This is a genomic window from Curtobacterium sp. APC 4022, from assembly GCF_030407555.1.
Lineage (GTDB): Bacteria > Actinomycetota > Actinomycetes > Actinomycetales > Microbacteriaceae > Curtobacterium.
On the sequence record NZ_JASDDD010000066.1, the window covers coordinates 1 to 17,424 of the forward strand.

Annotated in this window: 13 protein-coding genes and 1 tRNA gene; 5 read left to right on the plus strand and 9 right to left on the minus strand. The window is 72.9% G+C overall.

What is annotated here, in order from left to right:
- The 7 genes from QL987_RS15270 to argS form a co-directional block, all read right to left on the minus strand.
- Positions 1-195, minus strand: a 195-nt coding sequence (locus QL987_RS15270) for a Rho termination factor N-terminal domain-containing protein (RefSeq protein WP_290158459.1), incomplete at its 3' end; no start/stop codon positions are given.
- 164 nt (positions 196-359) lie between these two features.
- On the minus strand, positions 360-1,349 hold the full coding sequence (gene thrB, locus QL987_RS15275; protein ID WP_253463292.1) for a homoserine kinase: 990 nt from the start codon (positions 1,347-1,349) through the stop codon (positions 360-362).
- Positions 1,350-1,381: 32 nt separating this feature from the next.
- Positions 1,382-2,461 (minus strand): threonine synthase, encoded by a 1,080-nt coding sequence (gene thrC / locus QL987_RS15280; protein WP_221850334.1) that lies wholly within the window; start codon positions 2,459-2,461, stop codon positions 1,382-1,384.
- Positions 2,462-2,581: 120 nt separating this feature from the next.
- On the minus strand, positions 2,582-3,889 hold the full coding sequence (locus QL987_RS15285) for a homoserine dehydrogenase (RefSeq protein WP_221850335.1): 1,308 nt from the start codon (positions 3,887-3,889) through the stop codon (positions 2,582-2,584).
- A 28-nt stretch (positions 3,890-3,917) separates the two neighbouring features.
- Positions 3,918-5,339 (minus strand): diaminopimelate decarboxylase, encoded by a 1,422-nt coding sequence (gene lysA, locus QL987_RS15290; RefSeq protein WP_290158462.1) that lies wholly within the window; start codon positions 5,337-5,339, stop codon positions 3,918-3,920.
- A gap of 89 nt (positions 5,340-5,428) precedes the next feature.
- Complete coding sequence (locus QL987_RS15295; RefSeq protein WP_221850337.1) at positions 5,429-6,199, minus strand: LmeA family phospholipid-binding protein; 771 nt, start codon at positions 6,197-6,199, stop codon at positions 5,429-5,431.
- A gap of 2 nt (positions 6,200-6,201) precedes the next feature.
- Positions 6,202-7,872 (minus strand): arginine--tRNA ligase, encoded by a 1,671-nt coding sequence (argS, locus tag QL987_RS15300; protein ID WP_221850338.1) that lies wholly within the window; start codon positions 7,870-7,872, stop codon positions 6,202-6,204.
- Positions 7,873-7,945: 73 nt separating this feature from the next.
- Here argS and QL987_RS15305 point away from each other — a divergent pair, with 73 nt between their 5' ends.
- The 4 genes from QL987_RS15305 to QL987_RS15320 all read left to right on the plus strand — a co-directional run bounded on the left by QL987_RS15305 (position 7,946) and on the right by QL987_RS15320 (position 14,522).
- Positions 7,946-8,536 carry a hypothetical protein gene (locus QL987_RS15305; RefSeq protein WP_290158467.1) on the plus strand — a complete coding sequence of 197 codons (591 nt, stop codon included), beginning with the start codon at positions 7,946-7,948 and terminating at the stop codon, positions 8,534-8,536.
- Positions 8,537-8,768: 232 nt separating this feature from the next.
- Positions 8,769-8,840 (plus strand) — tRNA-Arg (locus tag QL987_RS15310).
- 367 nt (positions 8,841-9,207) lie between these two features.
- Positions 9,208-13,197, plus strand: a complete 3,990-nt coding sequence (locus tag QL987_RS15315; RefSeq protein ID WP_290158468.1) for a Pls/PosA family non-ribosomal peptide synthetase — start codon at positions 9,208-9,210, stop codon at positions 13,195-13,197.
- Between the two features lie 8 nt (positions 13,198-13,205).
- Positions 13,206-14,522 carry a M1 family metallopeptidase gene (locus tag QL987_RS15320; RefSeq protein WP_290158469.1) on the plus strand — a complete coding sequence of 439 codons (1,317 nt, stop codon included), beginning with the start codon at positions 13,206-13,208 and terminating at the stop codon, positions 14,520-14,522.
- On the opposite strand, the gene QL987_RS15325 is transcribed toward QL987_RS15320, so the two are convergent.
- Both QL987_RS15325 and QL987_RS15330 read right to left on the minus strand, forming a co-directional pair.
- A complete protein-coding gene (locus QL987_RS15325; RefSeq protein WP_290158471.1) occupies positions 14,476-15,192 on the minus strand; it encodes a 4'-phosphopantetheinyl transferase superfamily protein in 717 nt (238 codons plus the stop codon). The two genes, QL987_RS15320 and QL987_RS15325, sit on opposite strands and share 47 nt — an antisense overlap.
- A gap of 8 nt (positions 15,193-15,200) precedes the next feature.
- Positions 15,201-15,404, minus strand: coding sequence for a hypothetical protein (locus QL987_RS15330; protein WP_111043803.1), 204 nt, complete (start codon positions 15,402-15,404; stop codon positions 15,201-15,203).
- 222 nt (positions 15,405-15,626) lie between these two features.
- Between QL987_RS15330 and QL987_RS15335 the strand changes: the two genes are divergently transcribed.
- Positions 15,627-17,424: TPM domain-containing protein (locus tag QL987_RS15335; RefSeq protein ID WP_290158472.1), on the plus strand; the 1,798-nt coding region annotated here is incomplete at its 3' end.

The window sequence follows — 17,424 nt, forward strand, 5'->3', positions numbered from 1 at the left end:
GTCGAGGGTCGGCGTGGCGGAGGCGGGTGCCTCGGCCGGACGCTTGTCCTCGATCGACGCGATCAGGTCGCCCTTGCGGAGCTTCGAGAGCCCCGTGATGCCGAGGGACGAGGCGATGCGCTGGAGCTCCGGGAGACGGAGTGCGCGCAGGTCAGTGGGGATCTCCACCGAGGTGGAGGTGGTGACGTCGGTCACGATGCTGTTGTTCCTTCCGACCGCAGAACGCGGAGAGTTTCCACCGATCTCGTGGCAGCGTGCAACGGCCGTCGTTCAGACGACGGACCTGGAGCGGTGATCTGGCCAAGCCAGGTGATCTGGCCCGAGAACGGTGATCTGGAGAAAGTGCCCCACGCACCGGATCAAGCTGGCGGTCGACCGTGGATGGTCGAGGCCTGCGCGAGATCGGCTTCGAGCGTCGGGAGCGCTTTCACTGTAGCACCACCCAGATCGACGGCCAGCATGAGCGGACGCCAGGTGGATTCGGCGTGTCGCTCGACCAGACCGGCGGCGTCGAGACGCTGTGCCGGGTCGCTGCCCATGACGAGGAGGCTCGGCCCGGCTCCGGAGACGACCGCGGCCAGGCCGTGCTGACGGAGCAGGCCGATCAGCGCGTCGGTCTCGGGCATGGCGCTCGCCCGGTACGCCTGGTGGAGCCGGTCCTCGGTCGCGGCGAGCAGCAGTTCCGGGCTCTGGATCAGCGCCGCGACGAGCAGTGCGGAGCGGGACACGTTGAACGCGGCGTCCTCGTGCGGCACGGTCATCGGCTGCAGCGAGCGGGCGAGCTTCGTCGACAGTGTCGACGTCGGCACGAACACGACCGGCGAGACACCGCGGTGCACGAGCAGTCGCTTGTGCGCCGGCCCGTCCGGGGTCATCCACGCGATCGTCAACCCGCCGAAGAGGGCCGGGGCGACGTTGTCCGGGTGCCCCTCCATCTCGGTGGCGAGGGTGAGCAGGGTCGCCGCGTCGAGGTCGACCACGCCCTCGAGCAGGCCCCGTGCCGCCATCAGCCCGGCGACGATGGCCGCCGCCGAGGACCCCATGCCGCGACCGTGCGGGATGGCGTTCGTGGCGTGCAACTCGAGCCCCGGCTGCGGGACCCCGGCGTGCTCGAGGCCCCGGCGCACGGCCCGGACCACCAGGTTCGTGTCATCCGTCGGGACCTCGCCGGCACCGACGCCGTCGATGGTGACCGTCGCGCCGGGCTCCGGGCGGACGCGCACGACGACCTCGTCGTAGAGCGAGAGCGCGAGTCCCAGGGAGTCGAACCCCGGCCCGAGGTTCGCCGACGTCGCCGGGACGCGCACACGCACCGCCCGTCCGGCCGGTACAGCGATGTGGGCGGTCATGCCCTCCCCCGGTCCGGACGAGCGGTCGGCGCTCACCGCGCGCTGACCAGTCCGAGCACGTCCGCGATCGCCGCGGTGTCGACCGGGACGCTCGTCGGCGTGACCTCGCCACCGTCCTGGGTGCGGAGCGCCCACTGCGGGTCCTTGAGGCCGTGGCCGGTCACCGTGATGACGACCGTCGCGCCCTTCGGGATGACGCCCGCGTCGGAGCGCTCGAGCAGCCCGGCGACACCGATGGCCGATGCCGGCTCGACGAAGACGCCGACCTCGGCCGAGAGCAGGTGGTGCGCCGCCAGGATCGCCTCGTCCGAGATGGCACCGAAGTAGCCGTCGGTCTCGTCACGGGCCTCCAGCGCGTACTTCCACGACGCCGGGTTGCCGATGCGGATGGCGGAGGCGATGGTCTCCGGGTGCCGGACGACCTCGCCGTGCACGATCGGGGCCGAGCCCGCGGCCTGGAAGCCGAACATGCGCGGCATCTTGGTGGAGCGGCCCGAGGCGACGTCCTCGCGGTAGCCGCGGGAGTACGCGGTGTAGTTGCCCGCGTTGCCGACCGGCAGGAAGTGGAAGTCCGGTGCGTCACCGAGGACGTCGACGACCTCGAACGCGGCGGTCTTCTGCCCCTCGATGCGGTCGTTGTTCACCGAGTTGACCAGGTGCACCGGGTAGTTGGCGGACAGGTCGCGGGCGATGTCCAGGCAGTCGTCGAAGTTGCCCTGCACCTGCAGCAGCTGGGCGTCGTGGGCGACGGCCTGGCTGAGCTTGCCCATCGCGATCTTGCCCTCGGGCACGAGCACCGCGGCGGTGATGCCGGCGTGCGTGGCGTACGCGGCGGCCGAGGCGCTGGTGTTGCCGGTCGAGGCGCAGATGACGGCCTTCGCGCCGTGCTCGACGGCCTTCGAGATCGCCATCGTCATGCCGCGGTCCTTGAAGGAACCGGTCGGGTTCATGCCCTCGTACTTGACGTACACGGTCGCGCCGGTGCGCTCGGAGAGCCGACGAGCCGGGATGAGCGGGGTGCCGCCCTCACCGAGCGTCACGATCGGGGTCGCGTCGGTCACGTCGAGTCGGTCGGCGTACTCGCGCAGGACTCCCTGCCACTGGTGGGCCATCAGGCTTCTCTCTCTGTCCGGTGGGTCGGTCTGGGTCGGGTCGGGCGGTGTGGAACGGGCTGGGTGGATCGGTTCGGTCGTGCGGGTGGTCGGTGCGGTGCCGGGAGGCGCGTGGTCGCGCTACGCCCCCACGAACCGCAGGACGCTGGTCACGTCCAGGACCACGTCCTCACCCCGGAGCGCGGCGACCGTGTCGGCCAGGTCGGCCTCCCGCGCCAGGTGCGTCCCGATGACGAGCGTCGCCGTCCCCTCGGTGGCACCCGTGGTGGTCTGCTCGACGGTCTCGACGCTGACGCCGTGGGCCGCGAGCACCCCGGCGACGGCCGAGAGCACACCCGGTGCGTCCGACACGTGCAGGGAGATCTGGTAGCGGGTGCGGACGGTCCCGATCGGGAACACCGGCAGCGCCGACCGGGTCGACTCGGCGACCCCCGGGCCCCCGATGACGTGCCGTCGGGCGGCGGACACCAGGTCGCCGAGGACCGCGGAGGCCGTCTCCACCCCACCGGCTCCGGCGCCGTAGAACATCAGGTCGCCGGCGGCTTCGGCCTCGACGAACACCGCGTTCTTCGCGCCGTGCACGCTGGCGAGCGGGTGCGACTCCGGCACCAGGGCGGGGTAGACCCGGGCGCTGACGCCTTCGCGGCCGTCCGCGTCGGTGAGCCGCTCGCACGTGGCGAGGATCTTCACGACGTAGCCGGCCTTGCGCGCGGCACGGACCTGCTCGATCGTCACGGAGGTGATGCCCTCGCGGTGCACGGCGGCGAGCGGGACCGAGGTGTGGAACGCGATCGAGGCCAGGATCGCGGCCTTCTGCGCGGCGTCGTAGCCCTCGATGTCGGCGGTCGGGTCGGCCTCGGCGTACCCCAGCTCCGTCGCGGTGGCCAGGGCGTCGGCGAACGTCGCGCCCTCTCGGTCCATCAGGTCGAGGATGAAGTTCGTCGTGCCGTTGACGATGCCCATGATCCGCTCGATGCGGTCACCCGCCAGCGAGTCGTGCAGCGGTCGGATGATCGGGATCGCCCCGGCGACGGCCGCCTCGTAGTAGAGCTGTGCGCCGACCTGCTCGGCCGCGGCGAAGAGCTCCGGGCCGTGCGTGGCGAGCAGCGCCTTGTTGCCGGTGACGACGTCGGCGCCGGACTGCAGCGCCTGCAGCACGAGGGTGCGGGCGGGCTCGATGCCGCCGATGAGCTCGACGACGATGTCGGCTCCGAGGATGAGCGAACCGGCGTCCGTCGTGAACAACTCGCGCGGCAGGTCGACGTCCCGCTGGGCGTCGACGTCGCGCACGGCGATCCCGACGAGTTCGAGACCGGCGCCGGCACGCGTGGCGAGCTCCGGTCCGTGCTCGAGCAGGAGTCGTGCGACCTGGGAGCCGACCGAGCCGGCTCCGAGCAGTGCGACGCGGACGTTGCGGTATTCGATCATCTGGTGGGGGTCTCTCCGGGTCGGGTTCTCAGGCGTCCGGACCGGTCTCGGGAACCGGCACGACGCCCGTGTCTCGGGCGAGGAGGTCGTCGACGCTCTCGCCCCGCACGAGGATACGGGCTGCCCCATCGGCGACCGCGACGACCGGCGGACGACCGACGTGGTTGTAGTTGCTCGCCAGGCTCCAGCAGTAGGCACCGGTCGCGGCCACGGCGAGCAGGTCGTCGCGGCGCACGTCGCCGGGCAGGTACTCGTCGTGGACGACCACGTCGCCGCTCTCGCAGTGCTTGCCGACCACGCGGGTCAGCACCGGGTCGGCGTCCGAGGTCCGGGCGAGCCGTGCCGTGTAGTCGGCACCGTAGAGCGCCGGCCGGACGTTGTCGCTCATCCCGCCGTCGACCGACACGTAGGTGCGGGTCGCCGCGGTGCCGTCCTCGGAGTCCACCGAGACGGGCTTGATCGTGCCGACGCGGTACAGCGTGAATCCGGGCGGGCCGACGATGTACCGACCGGGCTCCACCGCGATCTCGGGCACCGGGATGCCCCGCGCGGAGCACTCGTCGGCGATGATCGCGGCGAGGGCGTCCGCGACGTCCTCCGGCTCGAGGGCGGAGTCGGCCTCGGTGTAGTCGATGCCCCAGCCGCCGCCGAGGTTGAGTTCCGGCACCGGACCGGACTGCACCAGCGTGGCGTGCACGTCCATGAGTCGACGGGCGGCCTCGCGGAACCCGCTGTCGTCGAAGATCTGCGAGCCGATGTGCGAGTGCAGCCCGACGAAGGCGAGCGACGGTTCGGCACGGACGGCGGTCGCGGCGTGCACCGCCTCGGACAGCGGGATGCCGAACTTCTGGTCCTCGCGCGCGGTCGCCAGGAACTCGTGCGTCGAGGCGTGCACCCCGCTGTTGATCCGGATGCGGACCCGCTGGGTGACCCCGGCGTCGGCGGCGATCCGGGCGACGCGGCCGATCTCCTCGTGGCTGTCGAGGACGATCGTGCCGAGCCCGACCGCGACGGCGCGCTCGATCTCGGCGTCCGACTTGTCGTTGCCGTGGAAGCCCATCCGTGCCGGGTCGACGCCGGCAGCCAGCCCGACGGCGAGTTCGCCCATCGTGCAGACGTCGAGGCGGAGGTCGGCGTCGGCCATCCACCGGGCGACGTGCGTCGTCCAGAAGGCCTTCGCCGCGTAGTAGACGTGTGCCCGCGTGCCGATCCGGGTGAACGCGTCGGTGAAGGCGTCGCGCACGCGGACGGCACGGGACTGCACGTCACGCTCGTCGACGACGTAGAGGGGGGAACCGAAGCGGGCGACGAGTTCGTCGGCAGCGACCCCACCGACGGCGAGCATGCCCTCGTCGGTCCGCGTCGCGGACGCGGGCCAGATGCGGCTCACCAGCTCGGAGGCGTCCGCCGGGAACCGCAGTCGCGGCGGCGCAAGGGGGTTCTCGCTCACGGGACCCGATCCTATCCGGCCCGAGCGGGCCTCCCGGCCATGTGACGCAGGCCTGTGGACGGCCGTCGGACACGGCACCACGCGCCCGGTCAGCAGCGACCGGTGGTGCGCAGACCCGCCTCGTTGAGGGGCAGTTCGTCGGCCGTGATCCGCACCGTCGCCGCCGCCGAGGTCACCCGGAGGGACCGGACACGGAGCTGTTCCGGCAGGAACTGCGCCGTGCAGACCGGCACCGGGACGTCCGAGACGCCGGGGATGTCATCGACCTTCAACCCGAGCGAGGAGTTCGTGATCCGCACGGTCTTCGGCGTGATCGTCACCCCGCGCCCGTCGGACTGCGCGGTCACCGAACCGTCCGCCGCGTACCCGATGCGGAAGCCGAGCACCGTGGCGCTGCCGCGCAGTTCGACCCCGCCGTCGATGAGCCGGACACGCTCGAACAGCGGCGAGTACTTCGACAGGTCCTTGACCGCACCGGAGGCCAGTCGGACCGTGCCGTCGACGTCGTGCACCGCGCCCTTGCCGTCCACGGGCAGGTCGTGCGCCGTGACGTCGGCGGCGAGCGGGATGCCCTCCACCGTCAGCCGGTCGGAGGTGATCCGGACGTCGTCGAGGGTCCCGCGGAGCAGCTGCGGGATGACGACCCCCGACACGTGCGCGTCGACGGTGCCCGTCGAGCCGTCCGGCAGCGACTGCTCGACCTGCGACGCGACCGTCCGGTCGACCACGCCGCGGAGCACGAACTCCGCCACGACGACGAGCACGGCCAACACCACGAGGACGACCACCAGGACGATCGCGACCGTCCGGCCGCGGCGCTTCGGGCGTCGACCCGCTGCCGGAGCCGCTGCGGACGACACCGCTACATCCGTTCGGGCGCGCTGACGCCGAGCAGCCCGAGACCGTTGCGGACGACCTGGCCGGTGGCGTCGTTCAGCCACAGGCGGGTGCGGTGCAGGTCGGTCACCGACTCGTCGCCGAGCGGGGTGACACGGCAGGAGTCGTACCAGCGGTGGTACAGCCCGGCGAGCTGCTCGATGAAGCGCGCGATGCGGTGCGGCTCACGGAGCTCGGCGGCCTGACGGAGCACCCGCGGGTACTCGGCGAGGGCACCGAGGAGCGAGCTCTCCGACTCGTGCGTCAGCAGCGACGCGTCGAACACCGAACGGTCGACACCCGACGCGGCGGCGTTCCGCGCGACGGACTGCGTGCGGGCGTGGGCGTACTGCACGTAGAAGACGGGGTTGTCGTTCGTCCGCTTGGTGAGCAGGTCGAGGTCGATGTCGATCGCAGTGTCGCTCGCGAAGCGGACCAGGGCGTACCGACCGGCGTCGACACCGACCGCGTCGACGAGGTCCTCCATCGTCACGACCGTGCCGTTGCGCTTCGACATCCGGAGCGGCTGGCCGTCCTTGAGCAGGTTCACCAGCTGCCCGATGAGGATCTCGAGGTTCTTGCCCGGCTCGTCACCGAACGCGGCACACATCGCCATCATCCGGCCGACGTAGCCGTGGTGGTCCGCGCCGAGCATGATCAGGTTCCGCTCGAAGCCGCGCTCGCGCTTGTCGAGGTAGTACGCCAGGTCGCCGGCGATGTACGCGGGCTCGCCGTCCGACTTGATGACCACCCGGTCACGGTCGTCACCGAAGTCCGTCGTCCGGAGCCACAGTGCGCCGTCCGCCTCGTACATCCGGCCCTGCTCCTGCAGCCGGGCGATGGCGCGGTCGACGGCCTTCGACTCGTGCAGCGAGTTCTCGTGGAAGAAGACGTCGAAGTCCACGCCGAAGTCGTGCAGCGAGCGCTTGATGTCCGTGAACATGAACTCGACGCCCTCGCGGCGGAACAGCTCCTGCGCCTCGTCGCGCGGCATGTCCGTCACGTCGAGACCCGGCTCGAGCGTCGCGAGCACCCGGGCCGCGATCTCGCCGATGTAGGCACCGCCGTAGCCGTCCTCCGGCGTCGGCTCGCCCAGCGCGGACGCCAGCAGGGACCGGGCGAACCGGTCGATCTGGTTGCCGTGGTCGTTGAAGTAGTACTCGCGGGTGACCAGGCCGCCCTGCGCCTGGAACACACGGGCCAGGCTGTCGCCGACCGCGGCCCAGCGGACACCGCCCATGTGGATCGGACCGGTCGGGTTCGCCGAGACGAACTCCAGGTCGATGCGGACGCCGTCGTACAGGTCCCCGTGGCCGAACGACTCGCCCTGGTCGACGATGGTGCGCGCGACCTCGCCGGCCGCAGCGGCCTCGAGCGTGATGTTGATGAAGCCCGGACCCGCGACGTCCACCGACGCCACACCGTCGAGCTCGGTCAGCTCGCCGGCGATCTCCGTCGCCAGCTCGCGCGGGTTCGTGCCCAGGCGCTTCGCGAGCTGCATCGCCGCGTTCGACGCCCAGTCGCCGTGTGCGCGGTTCTTCGGCCGCTCCAACGCCACGTGCGACTGCTCGATCGTCACCGTGTCGGCAGCACCGCGTCGCTCGACGATGCCCGTGAGGATCGACAGGTACGCTTCGGAGAGTTCGGCAGGAGTCACGGCGCACGAGTCTACCGGGACACCCAGCAAGCGCCCGGACCACGCCGGGGCCGATGCACCAGGATGGTCGGTCATGACCTCCCGCAGCCTCCGGGCGATCAGCATCGCCGCCCTCGTCGTCCCCGCCGCCCTCGTCCTCGCCGGCTGCTCCGGCGGCGGCAGCGACCGCGCGACCGCGTCCGCCACGGCCACCGCCGGCGTCGTCGGACGGCCGGTCAGCCAGACCTGCGCCGAACTCGTCCCCACCGACACGTTCAGCGTCTACGGGCAGCAGTTCGATCGGGTCCGCTCCCCGAAGCCGACCAAGGGCTCCCCCGTCGCCCAGATCGCCGCCCAGGACGGCCGCGTGTGCACCTGGCGCTCCACCGCCGACGACGACGTCACCGTGACCGTCGCCGTCGCACACCTGCCGGGGAAGCAACTCACCCAGCTCAAGGACGCCCTCTTCGAACAGGGCGGCTCCGTCCCCACCTACACGGTCGAGGGCTACTTCACCCTGAGCGGGAAGACCGGCCGCGCCGACGCGTTCGCCGACCCCTACTGGATCCACACCTCGTCCACCCTCTTCACCGAACCCGGAGCCGCGCAGCCCGTCGTCGACGCGGTCCGCGCCGCGGTCGCGCCCGACGCCCGCGCCCCCGAGAGCAGCGCACCGACACCCTGAGGACGTTGCCGGGGACCGGTCGCCGGCGTGGCGGCCGGACCGTCGCCGGGAGCGTCGCTGGGCCGTCGGCGGACCGTCGACGGACCATCAGCGGACCGTGAGCGGACCGTCAGCGGACGGGAGGCGCGGGGCGGGGCCGGCACGCGCCTCCCGTCCGGCGACGGCACGCCCGGGAGGCCCGACACGCGTACAGGAGGCCGGTCCGGACCTGCTACGGTTGGTGACACCCCGGGCCCCCATAGCTCAGGGGATAGAGCACTGCCCTCCGGAGGCAGGGGCGGAGGTTCGAATCCTCCTGGGGGCACAGTCAAACTCCCGCGCAAGCTGTCGTCCTCGCTGCGCTCGGTCGGCAGCGCGCGATGTCGGCTTCGCCGACTGATCCCCCGTGGGGACTCCGGTGGTCCGCTCGGCTCGTCGTGAGACTCCGGTACGTCGGCGACTGAACCGTGAGACTCCGGCAGGTCGGCGCACCTCGTCGTGAGACTCCGGTACGTCGGCGACTGAACCGTGAGACTCCGGCAGGTCGGGGCGACTCGTCGTGCGACTCCGGTACGTCGGCGACTGAAGCCGTGAGACTCCGGCAGGTCGGGGCGACTCGTCGTGAGGCTGCGACGTGTGCGCGCGGGGCGGGTTTCCGGGGTGGACACCTGGGGGCTCTAGGATCACGCGGCGTGACGCACTCCACGCAGCAGGAACTCGACCGGGGCAGCCACGCGACGCCCGCCAGGACCCTGCTCGACGTCCTCGCCGCCACCGCCGAGACGCACCCCGACGCCCTCGCCCTCGAGACCCCCGACGGGCCGCTCGACTACCGGGCCCTCCTCGCCCTCGTGCACGAGCGCGCCGACGACCTCGCCCGGCACGGCGTGCGCCGCGGCGACCGGGTCGGGATCCGCATCCCCTCCGGCGGCCGCGACCTGTCCGTCTCGATCCTCGCCGTCCTCGCCGCCGGCGCCGCCTACGTCCCCGTCGACGCCGACGACCCCGAGGAACGCGCCACCCTCGTCTTCGGCGAAGCGGACGTCGTCGGCGTCATCGGCGCCGGCGGGGTCCTCCGGAGCCGCGACGGCGCCGCCCTGCCGGTCACCGACCCCGCGGCGAGCGCCGAGCCCCCGACGATCGACGACGACGCCTGGATCATCTTCACGTCCGGGTCCACCGGCGTGCCGAAGGGCGTCGCCGTCACCCACCGCTCCGCGGCCGCGTTCGTCGACGCCGAGGCGCGGATGTTCCTGCAGTCGGCACCGCTCGGGCCGACGGACCGGGTGCTCGCCGGCCTCAGTGTCGCGTTCGACGCCTCGTGCGAGGAGATGTGGCTCGCCTGGGGGCACGGTGCCTGCCTGGTCCCCGCACCCCGGTCGTTGGTGAAGAGCGGTGTCGACCTCGGGCCGTGGCTCATCGCGCACGGGATCACCGTCGTGTCGACGGTGCCGACGCTCGCGGCGCTGTGGCCGGACGACGCGCTGGAGTCGGTGCGTCTGGTGATCTTCGGCGGTGAGGCCTGCCCGCCCGAGCTCGCCGCCCGCATCGCGTCGCGCGACCGGGAGGTCTGGAACACCTACGGGCCGACCGAGGCCACGGTCGTGGCGTGCGGAGCGCTGCTCGACGGCAGCACGCCGATCCGGATCGGGCTGCCGCTCGACGGGTGGGACCTGGCCGTCGTCGACGCCGAGGGGCAGCGGGTCGCCCCGGGCCAGGTCGGTGAGCTGGTGATCGGTGGTGTCGGGCTGGGCCGCTACCTGGACCCGGCGAAGGACGCCGAGAAGTACGCGCCGTTCCCGGCCCTCGGGTGGGAGCGGGCGTACCGGAGCGGTGACCTGGTGCGGTACGACCCGGAGGGCCTCGTCTTCCAGGGGCGTGCGGACGACCAGGTGAAGCTCGGCGGGCGCCGTATCGAGCTGGGTGAGATCGACGCTGCGCTGCAGGCGCTGGACGGCGTCGCGGGTGGTGCCGCCGTCGTGAAGCGGACTCCGGCCGGCAACCAGGTCCTCGTCGGCTACGTGGCCCCGGTGGCGGGTGCGACCATCGACACGTCGGCCGCGAACGAGCGTCTCCGGCAGGAGCTGCCCGCCGCCCTGGTGCCGCTCCTCGCCGTCGTCGACGTGTTGCCGACCCGCACGTCCGGCAAGGTCGACCGTGCGGCGCTCCCCTGGCCGCTCGCCGGAACGACGGGCACGGACCTGCCGCCGACGGTCGCGTGGATCGCGGAGCGGTGGTCGGCGATCCTCGGGGTGCCGGTGGCGGACGTCGACGACGACTTCTTCGCGCACGGCGGTGGTTCGTTGACCGCCGCGCAGCTGGTCTCGGCGATCCGCGAGCGGTACCCGACGACGACGGTGGCCGACGTGTACGACCACCCGCGCATCGGCGCCCTCGCCGACGCGTTGGACGAGTCCGGTCCGGTGGCTGCGGCCTCCCGGCACGTGGTGCCCGTGCCACCGGCGACCGGGGCGCTGCTGACGCTCCTCGGGCTGCCGCTCCAGGTGATCCGCGGGCTCCGGCTGCTCAGCTGGACGGCGTTGGTCGCGCAGGTCCTGCACACCACGACGATGCCGTTCCTGCCAGTGTTGCCCTGGCCGGCGCTCGTCGTCGGCCTGCTGCTGTTCGTCACCCCCGCGGGGAAGATGACGATCACGGTCGTCGCCGCCCGGCTGCTGCTGGCCGGCGTGCGTGCCGGGGACCATCCCCGTGGCGGGTCGGTGCACGTGCGGGTCTGGCTGGCCGAGCGCATCGCCGAGGCCGTGGACGGCCCCTCCACCGCGGGGGCGCCGTGGATCAGCTACTACGCGCGGGCACTCGGAGCGACGATCGGTCGTGACGTCGACCTGCACACCCTGCCGCCCGTCACCGGGATGCTGACGATCGGCAAGCGCGCCTCGATCGAGCCCGAGGTCGACCTGGCCGGGCACTGGGTGGACGGCGACGTCTTCCGGCTCGGTCCGGTGCACGTCGGTGCGGACGCGGTCGTGCACAGCCGCTCGACACTGATGCCCGGCGCGCACGTCGGGGACGGCGCCGAGGTCGAAGCCGGGTCCGCCGTCGCGGGACGCGTCCCCGACGGGCAGCGGTGGGCCGGGTCGCCCGCCGAACGCGTCGGTTCGGCACGCCACGGCCGGGAGGCTCGCCCCGCCTCCCCGAAGCGCTGGCTGCTCGCGTACGGGGTCGGCTCGGTCGCCGTCGCCGGGCTCCCCGTCGTCGGGGTCGCGGCCGGGCTCGCCGTCGCCGCCGCGGTGGTCGGACGCCCGGGGTCCCTCGGTGCCGCGGTGGGACCGGCCCTGCTCGCCGTGCCGCTCGCCACCGTCGTCGCCGGGGTCGTGTACGCGGGGCTCGTCGTCGCCGCGGTCCGGCTGCTCGGGCTCGGCCTGGTCGAGGGCCGGCACCCGGTGCGTTCCCGGACCGGGTGGCAGGTGTGGAGCACGGAGCGGATCCTCGACGCCGCGCGGACGCTGCTGTTCCCGCTGTACGCCAGCCTGGTGACCCCGCTGTGGCTCCGGCTGCTCGGTGCGAAGGTCGGCCGGGACACCGAGATCTCGACCGTGCTGCTCATCCCGGCGCTGACGCAGATCGCCTCAGGGGCGTTCCTGGCCGACGACACGATGGTCGCCACGTACGAGCTCGGCGGCGGCCGCGTGAAGATCGGTCGCTCGAAGGTCGGGCGTCGGGCGTTCCTCGGCAACTCCGGCATGACCGGCGCCGGTCGCTCGGTCCCCCGCGAGGCACTCGTCGCCGTGCTGTCCGCCGTGCCGAAGAAGGCCAAGCGCGGCTCGTCCTGGCTCGGCAGCCCGCCGGTCCGCCTGCGCCGCGCCGCCGCGCAGTTCGACGAGGAACGCACCTTCCGGCCACCGACCCGGCTCAAGGTCGCCCGTGGCGCGTGGGAGCTGCTGCGCCTGGTCGCCCCGATGGTCTCCGCCGGCATCGGCCTCGGTGTCGCACTGACCCTCCTGGCACTGTGGGACACCGTCGGCATCGGCTGGACCGTGCTGCTCGCCGGCCCGGTGCTCATCGTCGCCGGTGCGGTCGCCGCCGCGGTGTCGACCCTGGCGAAGTGGGCCTTCGTGGGCCGGATCACCGCGACCGAGCATCCGCTGTGGTCCTCGTTCGTGTGGCGCAACGAGGTGCAGGACACCTTCGTCGAGACCGTCGCCCGCCCCTGGTTCGCCGAGCAGGCCATCGGCACGCCCGCCCTGGCCGCGTGGCTGCGGAGCCTCGGCGCGACGATCGGCCACGGCGTCTGGTGCGAGACGTACTGGCTGCCCGAGGCGGACCTGGTCACGATCGGCGACGGTGCGACGATCGCCCGTGGCACCGTCGTCCAGACGCACCTGTTCCACGACCGCGTCATGCAGCTCGACACCGTCACCCTCGACGCGGGGGCGACGCTCGGTCCGCACGGCGTCGTCCTGCCCGCCGCCGGCATCGGCCCCGGTGCGACCGTCGGGCCGGCCTCCCTCGTGATGCGCGGCGAGCAGGTCCCCGCGGGCACGCTCTGGGCCGGCAACCCGATCTCGCCGTGGGAGCACCCGCCGTGGCGGGAGGTGGTCGAGGCGGAGGCGGGTGACGTGTCGGAGCCGGGTGGCGCCTCCCGGCCGGACGGCACCACCGGGACCGTGGACGGGAAGCGCGCCGACGCCCAGGCCCCCGTCGGGGCCGTGACAGACTGACCGGCACCGTGAAGCAGACCGACCCCGCCACCGACCCGTACACCCCGCACAGCGGCGACCGGCGCTGGTCGAGCCGCCACCACGACCTGCACCTGGACTACCGGGTCGCCACGAACCGTCTCGACGCGACCGCCACCCTCACCGCGGTGGCGAACGAACCGCTCGACAAGGTCGTCCTCGACCTGCACGGGCTGTCGGTCGACCGGGTCGACGTCGACGGCGTGCGCGCGAAGAAGGTCGCGGTCGGCACGCACAAGACCACCGTCACGCCCGCGACCCCGATCGCCGCCGGCGCCGAGTTCGCCGTGCACGTCCGCTACCGCGGCGCACCCCGGCCGCTCCGGAGCCCGTGGGGCACGCTCGGGTGGGAGGAACTCACCGACGGCGTCATCGTCGCCAGCCAGCCGATCGGCGCCCCGTCCTGGTTCCCCTGCAACGACCGCCCCGACGACAAGGCCACCTACCGCATCGAGCTCACCTGCGAGGCCGGCTACGACGTCGTCGCGAACGGGGAACTGCTCGGCCGCGACCGCACCGCCCGCGGCACCCGGTGGACCTACGCCGTCACCGAACCGATGGCGACCTACCTGGCGACCGTGCAGATCGGCCGCTACCGCACCACGACGATCCGCGGCGGGGCCGTCCCGGTCACCCTGCACCACCCGGCCGACCTGACCGCGGCGGCGAAGACCGACTTCGGACGCGTGCCGGAGATGATCGACCTGTTCACCGACCGCTTCGGCCCGTACCCCTTCGCCGAGTACGGCGTCGTGGTCACCGACGACGAGCTGGAGATCCCGCTCGAGGCGCACGGCCTGGCGGTCTTCGGCCGGAACCACGTCGACGGCGAACACGGCACCGACCGGCTCATCGCCCACGAACTCGCCCACCAGTGGTTCGGCAACTCGGTGACCCTCGGGCAGTGGCGCGACATCTGGCTGCACGAGGGGTTCGCCTGCTACGCCGAGTGGCTGTGGTCCGAGCACCGCGGCGGCGACTCGGCGGACGACCTGGCCGCGCAGTACCGCGCCGGGCTGCTCGACCAGCCGCAGGACCTGGTCGTCGCCGACCCCGGCGCCCGGGACATGTTCGACGACCGCGTCTACAAGCGCGGAGCCCTCGCCCTGCACGCCCTCCGTCGCACGATCGGCGACGACGCCTTCACCGCCGGGCTCCGGACCGTCACCGAGCGGCACCGGCACGGCACGGTCACGACGCCCGACGTCGTCGCCGCGTTCGCCGCCGCCGCGGGGAGCACCCCGGGCGACGTGCTGCTCGTCACCGGACCGTGGATCGACGAGCCCGGGGTGCCGGCGCTGCCGTAGAGCCTGTCCGTCGGGTTCCGTCGGTCCGGTCGCGTCGGTCCTGCACGGTGACCGGGACGCCGCCGGCCGCGACGGCGAGCACGAGGTCGTCGTCGAGCCGGAGGACCGTCACCGGGTGCACGAGCCCGTCGAGGCGCGCGGTGTGCCGGGCAGGTTCGGACGCGCCGTGGTGGAGGTCCAGGTGGTCGAGCAACGTGCGGTCGAGCATCCCGTGGTCGAGCACGGCGTCAACTGCGGTCGGGTCGACGCGGAGGCCCCGACCGTCGCGTTTCAGGACGGCTTCCTTCACCGCCCAGCACGCCGTGCGGTGGACGTCTGCGGACCCGGAGCGTGCGGCACGCTCACGCTCCCCCGGGGTGAACGCGCCGAGCTCGGCGGCTGCGACGCGGGAGGGACGTTCGACGTCGACGCCGATCATGTCCGGGCCAGGGCCGACGGCGAGTGCCAGGACGTCCGTCGTCCGCGACAGGCTCACGCCGAGGTCGTGACCGTCCGCGACGGCTGCCGGTCGGCCGTGGTCGGCCGCCCCGCAGTGCGGGCAGAGACGGACGACGCGCACCAGCGCGGGGGCGGTGTCGGTGACGTCCGCGACGACGGCGACCAGTGCCTCCCGGTCGGCGGCGCGTGACCCGCGTCCGGACAGGACGCGGACGACGACGCCGTCCGACACGGTGGCGTTCAGGCGTGCGTCAGGGCGATGAGCGCGACGTTCATGGTCGCGTACTTGCCCTCGGACCGGGTGGCCTGACGGACGCGGCCACGGAGGACCTCGTACCGGCCGTCACTTTCGCGGACGAACCCGATCACACCGCTCAGCGGTGTCGACACGCGGTGGTACCCGTCCTCCAGTGGGACGACTTCTGCAGTGGTCGCTCGCTCCATTGCTGGACCCCTTCCTCGTTGACGTGGACTCACCATACCCCGCTTCGGGGGACACCCCTCTCGGCTTGTCCGCTTCCTGCGTGGGTCGACCGCAGCCGGACGGGGTACATGTCGTCCACAGCAGATCGGGTCGTCCACAGCCCCGGTCCACCCAGCGGACCCCTGGATAGACTCCGGGCGACGGCCACGGACCCGGTCGACAGGACCACGGAAAGAGGACGGATGCGCGCGGTCGACGGCAGGACTGACCCCGGGACGACGAGGCTGGCACGCCTGGTGTCGGGGATCGTCGCGGCAGTGGTGGCAGTGGCGCTCGTCGTGCTCCCCGCAGCCGGAGCGCAGGCCACCGCCCCGGTCGACATCGGCAGCGCCTACGTCGTCGACGACGCCGGTGCTCTCACCGGAGCCCAGCAGGCCGAGGTCGAACGGGCCGTCCAGCAGCTGTACACGGACACCAGGACCCAGCTCTACGTGGTGTTCGTCCCCTCGTTCACGGACCCGAGCGACCACACGGCCTGGGGTGCAGCGACGATGCAGCGCAACCAGATCGAGACGGACGGCATCCTGCTCTCCGTCGCGGTGGACGAGCGGAACTACGACGTCCAGCAGACGAACGAGACCGCGATCAGCTCCAGCGACGTCGAGAACGCCGTGGACAACGCCCTGCTCCCCCGTCTCAAGCAGGGTGACTGGGCCGGGGCAGCGACGGGGTTCGCGAGCGGCCTGCAGCAGAGCCAGCAGCCCGCCGACCTGACCTGGCTGTGGATCCTGCTCGGCCTCGCCGTGCTGGCCGCCGTCATCGCGGTCCTGGTGATCCGCAGCCGCAACAAGCGTCGGGCCGCTGCGACGCGCGCGCAGCAGGAACAGACCCTCGCCGAACTCGGACGTCGAGCCGGCGGCGCCCTCGTCACGATCGACGACGAGATCCGTACCGCCGAGCAGGAGGTCGGGTTCGCCTCGGCGCAGTTCGGCGAGGACGCCGCGAAGCCGTTCGCCGACACCGTGGCGATCGCCAAGCGGGAGGTCCGGAAGGCCTTCGCGCTGCAGCAACAGCTCGACGACGAGGTCCCGGACACCCCGCAGCAGCGCATCGACTGGTCGAACCAGATCATCACGACGTGCGAGCAGGCCCACGCGGCGCTCGAGGCGCAGACCGAGGCGTTCGACCAGCTCCGCGCCCTCGAGGACACGGTGGACACCGCCTCCGCCGACCTGACGACATCGCTCGCCACGGCCCCGGCCGCCGTCGGTGCCGCGCGCGCCGCCCTCGAGCGTGTCCGGAGTGCCTACACCGGGCGGACGCTGGCGACCGTGGCGGACAACGTCGACCAGGCGGCCGAGGTCCTGCAGTACGCCGACGAGCGCGCCGCCGCAGCCCGGACGGCCCTCGCCGCCGGGGACCGCGGCGAAGCGGTCGTCGCCGTGCGGGACGGTCAACACGCACTCGCCCAGGTCCAGCAGCTCACCGGCGCCGTCACGGCAGCCGAGACCACCTTCGCCGACGCCGCCACCCGCGCCGAGGCGATGCGTGCCGACATCGAGGGCGACCTCGCCGCCGCGGGCACGCTGCGCACCGGCGGGCCCGACCTCGCCGCCGCGGTCGCCCGGGCACAGCGGGTCCTCCGCGCCGACGTCGACCCGCGCGACCCGGTCGGGGCCGTCGACGCCCTGACGAAGGCGAACACCGACATCGACGCCGCCCTCGCCAGTGCCCGCACCGCCGAGGAGCAGCACCGCCGCGCGACCCAGGCCCTCGACGCCGCCCTGCGGGACGCCCGCAGTCGGATCACGCAGGCACGGCAGTACGTCACCGCGCACCGCGGCGGCATCGGTTCGACCGCACGGACCCGCCTGTCCGAGGCAGAACGGGCTCTCGACGACGCCGTCGACCTCGCCACGACCGATCCGCAGCGAGCCCTGCAGGCAGCCCGTGCGGCCGAGCAGTACGCCGCCGCAGCCATCGACGAAGCGAACGACGACATGGGCGGCTGGCCGGGGGCCGGCGGCGGCATGGGCGGTG